General features: G+C 55.9%; 5 protein-coding genes. All 5 read right to left on the reverse strand.

Features of this window, described 5'->3' with window-relative positions:
• Window positions 1-169: 169 nt before the first annotated feature.
• Window positions 170-1,195 carry a dihydroorotate dehydrogenase-like protein gene (locus GEI7105_RS0104355; RefSeq protein WP_017659270.1) on the reverse strand — a complete coding sequence of 342 codons (1,026 nt, stop codon included), beginning with the start codon at window positions 1,193-1,195 and terminating at the stop codon, window positions 170-172.
• A gap of 130 nt (window positions 1,196-1,325) precedes the next feature.
• Window positions 1,326-4,964, reverse strand: coding sequence for a pyruvate:ferredoxin (flavodoxin) oxidoreductase (nifJ, locus tag GEI7105_RS0104360; RefSeq protein ID WP_017659271.1), 3,639 nt, complete (start codon window positions 4,962-4,964; stop codon window positions 1,326-1,328).
• Between the two features lie 398 nt (window positions 4,965-5,362).
• Window positions 5,363-5,596 (reverse strand): HypC/HybG/HupF family hydrogenase formation chaperone, encoded by a 234-nt coding sequence (locus GEI7105_RS0104365; RefSeq protein WP_017659272.1) that lies wholly within the window; start codon window positions 5,594-5,596, stop codon window positions 5,363-5,365.
• Window positions 5,597-5,710: 114 nt separating this feature from the next.
• Window positions 5,711-8,086 carry a carbamoyltransferase HypF gene (hypF, locus tag GEI7105_RS0104370; protein ID WP_017659273.1) on the reverse strand — a complete coding sequence of 792 codons (2,376 nt, stop codon included), beginning with the start codon at window positions 8,084-8,086 and terminating at the stop codon, window positions 5,711-5,713.
• Window positions 8,065-8,245: hypothetical protein (locus GEI7105_RS39410; RefSeq protein ID WP_218959056.1), on the reverse strand; the 181-nt coding region annotated here is incomplete at its 5' end. The genes GEI7105_RS39410 and hypF, both read right to left, overlap by 22 nt.

An 8,245-nucleotide genomic window follows, 5' to 3' on the forward strand; every position in this document is an offset into this window, starting at 1 on the left:
CCCTTCGCCCCCCTTTGAAAGGGGGGTTGGGGGGATGGTTGGGGGGATGGTTGGGGGGATAGAGGGGCTTGTCAGATGAGGCAAAACCAGTATTTGAGATTCAGATTGCGTATTAAGCGTAGGTTCCCCATAGACCCAAGAATCTCCATGCTGTGATAGCTAGAGAGTGTCAACGAGAAATCACCTGTTCGGGATCGTAATCCGGCTCGTGAGACGTGACCGCCTTCATGTACTGCGCCCGTTCGTAGGCCGACTTGTCAGGACAGTACATCTGGCTCATGCTTCCCTGCATCTGTTGAATGGACTCGTATTCGTGTTCGTCCATCCAATGCTGGATTTCCCGTTCCAGGGTGCGAATGTACTCGATTCCGTGGCGCAACAACACCGAGCAAATCTGAGTAATCTTCGCCCCTGCCATCATCATTTTGATGACATCGGTTCCCCGTTGAATGCCGCTCGTCGCCGCTAAATCCGCTTGAATTTGACCGTACAGCAGCGCGATCCAACGCATGGGAAGCCGCATTTCGTGAGGTGTACTCAGCAAAACGTGGGGATAGACTTCTAGGTTGTCCAGATCGATGTCCGGTTGGTAGAAGCGGTTGAACAACACCAACCCTTTCGCCCCGGCGTCGTCGAGGCGTTGCGCCATGTTCGCGAAGTTGCTGAAAAAGGGGCTGAGTTTCAACGACACGGGAAGGGAAACTTCCGCTTCTACGTCCCGCAGGGTGTCGATATAGTTGCGTTCGACCTGTTCCCCAGTCATGTTGGGGTCGGTGGGAACGTAGTAGATGTTGAGTTCGATCGCATCTGCTCCCGCTTCCTGCATCAGTTGGGCGTATTCGACCCAACCGCCGGACGAAAAGCCGTTCAAACTGGCGATGATGGGAATGTCAACGCTGGCTTTAGCTTGGCGGATGTGTTCGAGGTACAGTTCCGGCCCCACGTGGTACTCGTCCGGTTCGGGAAAGTACGTCAGGGCTTCGGCGAAACTCTCGGTACCGTATTGCAGGTGGTGGTGTAACTCGAATTTTTCCCGCAGTAACTGTTCTTCAAACAACGAATGCAACACCACCGCCGCCGCACCGGAATCTTCCATGCGTTTGATGTTGTCGATATCTTCCGTGAGGGGGGCGGCTGCGGAGGGAACCAGGGGAGATTTGAGGGTCAGTCCCAGGTAAGTCGTGGTTAAGTCCATAGTCCTTCTCTCTTTTTACTCGATCGCCGTCTTTTTTGGAGGGGGAGCCGGGGAGAGGGGGAGAGGGTTCGTTTCTCGTCATCTCCCCATCTGGTCATCCCATCATCTCCCCCACCTGCTGACTGGGAGGCTACGCTTTCACCGAGGGCGGTTGCGTTTCGTCGGAGGCCGCTGCGTCCGATTGGCTGTGGCCGTTGTGACCGTTGCCATTGCCTTTTATCTTGCCGTTGTCGATGGGACGGGCGGCGAGATATTGGTACATCTTCCAGCGAGTGTCCACGTCGGCTTGAGCTTCTTGTAACAACCGCTTCGCGTCTTGGGGTTTGGTTTTGGTGAGCATCTTGAAGCGGTTTTCGGCGTACATGGAATCGCGTACCCCTTTCTTGGGCGATCGCGAATCGATGTGTAAGGGATTCTTGCCTTCGGCTTTCAAGTCGGGGTTGTAGCGGTACAGCAACCAGCGGCCGCTTTCGACCAGGGCTTTCTGGTGGCTCATCGCGGTGGTCATGTTGATGCCGTGGGCGATGCAGTGACTGTAGGCGATGATGAGCGAAGGTCCGTCGTAGGCTTCGGCTTCGAGGAAGGCTTTCAGGGTATGTTCGTCCCGCGCCCCCATGGCTACGGACGCCACGTAGACGTTGCCGTAGGTCATAGCAATCAAGCCCAGGTCTTTCTTGGGTGCGGGTTTGCCGCCAGCGGCGAATTTGGCGACGGCACCGCGCGGCGTGGCTTTGGAAGACTGTCCGCCAGTGTTGGAGTAGACTTCGGTGTCCATCACCAGGATGTTGACGTTGCGTCCGCTGGCGATGACGTGGTCGAGTCCGCCGAAGCCGATGTCGTAAGCCCAACCGTCACCGCCGACGATCCAAACGTCTTTCTTGACCAGGTAATCGGCCAGAGAGCGAAGTTGTTTGGCGTCGGGGCTGTCGATGTTGTCGAGGGCTTGTTTCAACTGCTGGACGTATTCCCGCTGTTCCCAAATGTCGGCTTCGGATTTTTGCGGGTTGTCGAGGATGTTTCGGACGAGGTTGTCGCCGATTTGTCCGGCCAGCTTCTGCAACAGTTCGCTGGCGAAGGCCGTGTGTTTGTCGAGGGACAGGCGGAAGCCCAAGCCGAATTCGGCGTTGTCTTCAAAGAGGCTGTTCGACCACGCCGGACCCCGTCCGTCGGTATTTTGCGCCCAGGGAGTGGTGGGGAGGTTGCCGCCGTAGATGGAAGAACAGCCGGTGGCGTTGGCAATGAGGGTACGATCGCCAAACAGTTGGGAGACGAGTTTGAGATACGGGGTTTCGCCGCATCCGGCACAAGCCCCGGAGAACTCAAACAGGGGTTCTTGCCATTGTTGTTGGCGAATGCGATCGAGGTGCAAGTGACGGCGATCGGGATTGGGCAACTCCATGAAGAAGTCCCAGTTTTCCCGTTCGCTTTCCCGCAACGGCCGTTGCGATTCCATGTTAATCGCCTTCTTCGACGGCATGGATTTGTTTTTGGCGGGGCAAACGTCCACGCACACGCCGCATCCAGTACAGTCTTCGGGAGAGACTTGAATCGTGAATTTCTGACCGCCGAAGTTGGGGTCTTTATCTTTCAAGTCGGTGAACTTGAAGGTACTGGGGGCGCTGGCTAACTGGCCTTCGTCGTAGGCTTTGCCGCGAATGACGGCGTGGGGGCAAACCATCACGCATTTACCGCACTGCACGCACACGTCGGGATCCCACACGGGGATCTCTTGGGCGACGTTGCGTTTTTCCCATTTGGAGGTTCCGGTGGGATAGGTTCCGTCGCAGGGGAGGGCGCTGACGGGTAGGTCGTCCCCTTCGCGGGAGAGCATCTTACCTTCGACCTCGCGCACGAATTCAGGGGCAACTTCGGGAATCGACGGACGCATCCGCACGGTGGAATTCGCCTCACCCACGTTGACTTCGTAGAGGTGGTCGAGGGTAGCGTCTACGGCGTTGAGGTTCATTTGGACGATTTCTCGTCCTTTTTTGCCGTAGGTTTTTTCGATCGCGTGTTTGATTTGGGCGATCGCTTCGTCGCGCGGCAACACGCCGGAGAGGGCGAAGAAGCAAGTCTGCATGACGGTGTTGATCCGTCCGCCCATGCCGTTGTCTCGTGCCACTTGATAGGCGTTGATGACGTAGAATTTCAGGTTCTTACGGACGATTTCTTCTTGGAGTTCCAGCGGCAGCCGATCCCAGACTTCTTCGGGGCCGTAGGGACTGTTGAGGAGGAACGTCGCACCAGGGGCGGCGGCTTTGAGGACGTTGAGTTTTTCGAGGAAAGTCCACTGGTGACAGCCGACAAAGTTGGCGCGATCGATCAGGTAGGTCGATCGAATGGCATCGGGTCCGAAGCGTAGGTGAGATACGGTCACCGCCCCGGATTTTTTGGAGTCGTAGACGAAATAACCTTGGGCGTAGTTGTCGGTTTCCGAACCGATGATTTTGATGGAGTTTTTATTCGCCCCCACGGTTCCGTCGGAACCCAAGCCGTAGAACACGGAACGCACGACGCTCTCGGGTTCGGTGCTGAAGTTGGTGTCGTATTCGATGGAAGTGTTCGTCAGGTCGTCGTGAATGCCCACGGTAAAGTGGTTTTTAGGCTTGTCTTGCGCCAGGTTGTCGAAGACGCCTTTGACCATCGCGGGGCTGAATTCTTTGGAGGACAAGCCGTAACGTCCGCCGACGATCTTCGGCATTTCGCCGTCCCAGGCTTCGCTGAAGGCGGAGACGACATCGAGATAGAGAGGTTCGCCACCGGCACCGGGTTCTTTGGTGCGATCGAGGACGGCGATTTTTTGGACGGTTTTCGGGAACGCCGCCAAGAGTTTTTCGATATCCCAAGGGCGATACAAGCGCACTTTCAACACGCCGACTTTTTCCCCTTGGCTGTTGAGATAGGAAACGGCTTCGTGGGCGGTTTCGCAGCCAGACCCCATTAACACCACGACGCGATCGGCATCGGGGGCGCCGTGATATTCGTAGATGTGATAGCGGCGGCCGGTGAGTTCGGCGAATTTGTCCATCGCCGCTTCTACCATGGCCGGACAGGCATTATAGAAGGGGTTGACGCTTTCTCGGGCTTGGAAAAATACGTCGGGGTTTTGGGCGGTTCCGCGCAACACGGGGCGATCGGGGGTCAGCCCTCGGGAACGATGGGCGTAAACCCACTCGTCGTTTATCATCGCCCGTAACACGGACTCGTCGAGTTCTTCGATTTTTTGGATTTCGTGGGAGGTGCGGAATCCGTCGAAGAAGTGGATGAAGGGAACTCGCGATTCGAGGGTGGCGGTTTGAGCGATGAGGGCGAAATCGTGGGCTTCTTGTACCGAGGCCGAACACAGTAAGGCGAATCCGGTGCCGCGAGCGGCCATGACGTCGCTGTGATCGCCGAAAATGGAAAGGGCTTGGGCTGCTACAGAACGCGCCGCCACGTGAAGGACGGTGCTACTGAGTTCTCCGGCTATTTTGTAGAGGTTGGGAACCATCAACAGCAAGCCTTGGGATGCGGTGAAGGTGGTCGTCAGCGACCCGGTTTGTAGCGAGCCGTGAACGGCTCCGGCTGCGCCGCCTTCGCTTTGCATTTCGACGACGGAGGGAACGGTTCCCCACAGGTTCGGACGTCCTTCTGACATCCAAGCGTCTGCCCATTCGCCAATCGGGGAGGCGGGGGTAATGGGATAAATGGCGATGACTTCGTTGAGTCGGTAGGCAACGCGGGCAACGGCTTCGTTTCCGTCTAGGGTTGCGTAGGTTTTGGCGTTCATCCTCTTCAATCCTTTGCGAGCGGCTTAGAGGTTCGTGAGTGGGAGGGGAACGACGAAAAGTTTCGGTTCCACGATGGCGATCGAAGCTCCTCTTCGCACAAACCCAGGTAGGTTGAGACACCGTGGGAATTGGGCAGCCCATCGGCAAGGGAGTTTACACTCCGCGTTCGGCTCGAGTTCGTTATTCTCTCAGTCGCGCGATCGCTCGCCCGTTTGACGGCTTTTGGAGCTTTTAAAACAATCGAACGATTGCTTTAATAAATTGCGATCGCTTGTTAACTCGTTAGACGGTTGTTTGGTGATTTCAACGTCAAGTTTTCGTTACAATTTAGCGATTGACGAACTCTATTTCGATTATGGAATAAATCTCGGGTGGAGGGAGGGGGTAGTTACGTTTTTTAACTCAAGTTTGCTATCTGTTGTAAATCGCTTAATGTTTGTTTGGCTGCCTCCTCGTCAATTTTACTGAGGGCAAAACCGACATGAACCACGACATAATCTCCGATTTCGGCATCGGGAACGTAGGCTAAACTGACGGTTTTAACCACTCCGCCAAAACTGACTTTTCCTGTTTTAGTCAGAGGATCGTCTCCGAAAATTTCGAGAATTTTTCCAGGTACGGCTAAACACATTGTACGTTCGTTCTCATTTCAAAACGTAAAGATTTGCTAAAAATAAAACAAATATAAAATTACTAAAAAAATCCAGCGCAATTATAAATCTATTTTCTAAATCACGCTCTAATTTTAGCATTTTTTTGGATTGTTTTCCAAGGCAGCAGCGAGGATTTGTCCGACGGCAATTCCACCGTCGTTAGGTGGGATTTGTTGGTGCCAAACGGGACGAAAATTTGCCCGTTGCAGACGTTCGATCGCCGCCTCGAGCAACACTTGATTTTGAAAACACCCCCCGGTTAAAACGATCGCAGCGGTGTCGCCCCCCCGATCTTCGAGTAACCGGGCGACTGTCGCGATCGCTTCGGCGAGGGTATTGTGAAACTTGGCTGCAATATCCGATACCGGGCGATCGCGGCGCCAATCCAACATCAACGCCCGCAGCATCGGTTCCCAATCCAAAGACGGACAAGTGTAGCGGCGATCGATCGAAAACGGATAGTGCGATCGCGTGTCGCTTTCTCGGGCGGCGAACTCCAACGCCATCGCCCCCTGTCCCTCAAAACTCAGACACTGTCGCAACCCCAGCAACGACGCCACTGCATCGAAACCTCGCCCCACACTCGAGGTTCGCGGCGTATTGACGCGGCGACGCAACATCGACGCCAATAGGGTAAGTTCTGGTGGCGAAAACGCCCGAATAGTCGGGGATTGCGTCAGCGAAAACGTCGCTTCGCCAAACAGTTCGTAAAGCATCCCCAACGCCGCCCGACGGGGTTCTTTGACGGCGCGATCGCCCCCCGGAAGCGTCCACTTACGAAAATGCGCCACTCGCTCGAATCCGGTATCGGTCACCCAGAGAAACTCGCCGCCCCAAATCGTCCCGTCGAGACCGTAGCCGGTTCCGTCCCACGCCACCCCCAAAACCGGCGGTTTTAACTGATGTTCCGCCATACAAGCGAGGACATGGGCGTAGTGGTGTTGTACCTGCACCAGCGGGAGGTTTTGCTTGCGGGCGAATTCTGTCGAGGCGTAGTCGGGATGTAAATCGCAGGCGATGCGGTGCGGTTGGAAGTCGTAAATACTTCCGAGTCGAGCGATCGTGTATTCAAACGCCCGCCGCGTTTCGGGAGAGTCTAAATTCCCGACGTGTTGGCTGGGAAAGATTTTGTCCCCGAAGGCGATCGCAATGCTGTTTTTCAAATGTCCCCCGACGGCGAGGGTGGGAGAGGGGGAGAGGGGGAGAGGGGGAGAGAGGGGGATAGGGAGGGGGGCGTAACCGCGAGCGCGTCGTAAAATAACGGGGGTTCCCGCCATGACGCGGACGATGGAATCATCGACTGGGCGGGCGATGGGGCGGTTGTGAACCAGGAAGAAATCGGCGATGTCACCCAACCGTTCTACGGCTTCGCGGTTGTCGATACAAATGGGTTCGTCGGAGCGGTTCCCGCTGGTGGCGACGACGGGAAATCCTAAATCCGACAGTAATAAATAATGTAGCGGGGTGTAGGGAAGCATCGCCCCCAAGTCGGGATTTTCGGGAGAGACGGCGTCGGCGAGAGCGTCCTCGGGGGAATCGTCGGAACGTCCCTTTAAGATGACGATGGGGGATTGGGGCGATCGCAGAATTTCGGCTTCTACCTCGCTGACGTGACAGTGGCGACGCACCGCTTCGAGACTGGGATACATGACGGCGAAGGGTTTGTCGGGGCGGCGTTTGCGATCGCGTAATTCTCGAACCGCCGTTTCGTTGCGAGCGTCAACTAGGAGTTGAAAGCCGCCTAAACCTTTAAGAGCGACGATTTGACCGTTTCGTAGGGCGGTTTCGGCCTGTTGTAAGGCTTCCTCGTGGCTGGCGAGAACCTCTCCATCGCGTCGCCAGAGTTCGAGATGGGGTCCGCAATGGGGACAGGCGTTCGGTTGGGCGTGAAATCGGCGATCGCCCGGATTGTCGTATTCTTGCTGACAGTCGGGACAGAGTGGGAACTCTCGCATCGTCGTCAGCGGGCGATCGTAAGGAAGGGTTTCGACGATACTGTATCGAGGTCCGCAGTTGGTGCAGTTAATAAAGGGATAACGATAGCGGTGGTTGTGGCGATCGAACAACTCCCGCACGCAGTCGGAACAGGTGGCTAAATCGGGGAGAACCAGGGCGGTTTTATGCTGGGGACGTTCTTCGGAAGTGCGGATTTCAAACTGTGTATAACCGATGAGTTCGTCCCAGCGGAGGGTGAGGCGATCGATTTGGGCGTGGGGCGGTTTGTCGCGGCGGATGCGGTGGTGAAATTCCAGCAATTGAGGTGTCTCGCCTTCCACTTCCACGAACACCCCTTCAGCGGTATTGTTCGCCCATCCCGTCAACCCCAATTCCACCGCCAAGCGATACAAAAACGGACGAAATCCCACCCCTTGAACGAGTCCCTGAATTTGCAAGTGCAACCGTTTCCGTTCGCGAGAGGCTGTCTCGACGGCTTGGGCGTCCGGCGTCAGGGGTTGAGATAGAGCCATTGGATAGTCGATCGGGTGATGGGGTGATGAGGGCGGTGCGTGACGCGGTAACCTGAGAGGGTGACAAGGTAGACGGAAGCCAGACGGGACAATTGTTTGAGAGAATAGAGGAGTCCCAAAAAAGAGGGTGGCGTTTGCGGCCACCCCAACAAAAAAATG

Source organism: Baaleninema simplex PCC 7105, assembly GCF_000332355.1.
GTDB classification, from domain to species: domain Bacteria; phylum Cyanobacteriota; class Cyanobacteriia; order Cyanobacteriales; family Geitlerinemataceae; genus Baaleninema; species Baaleninema simplex.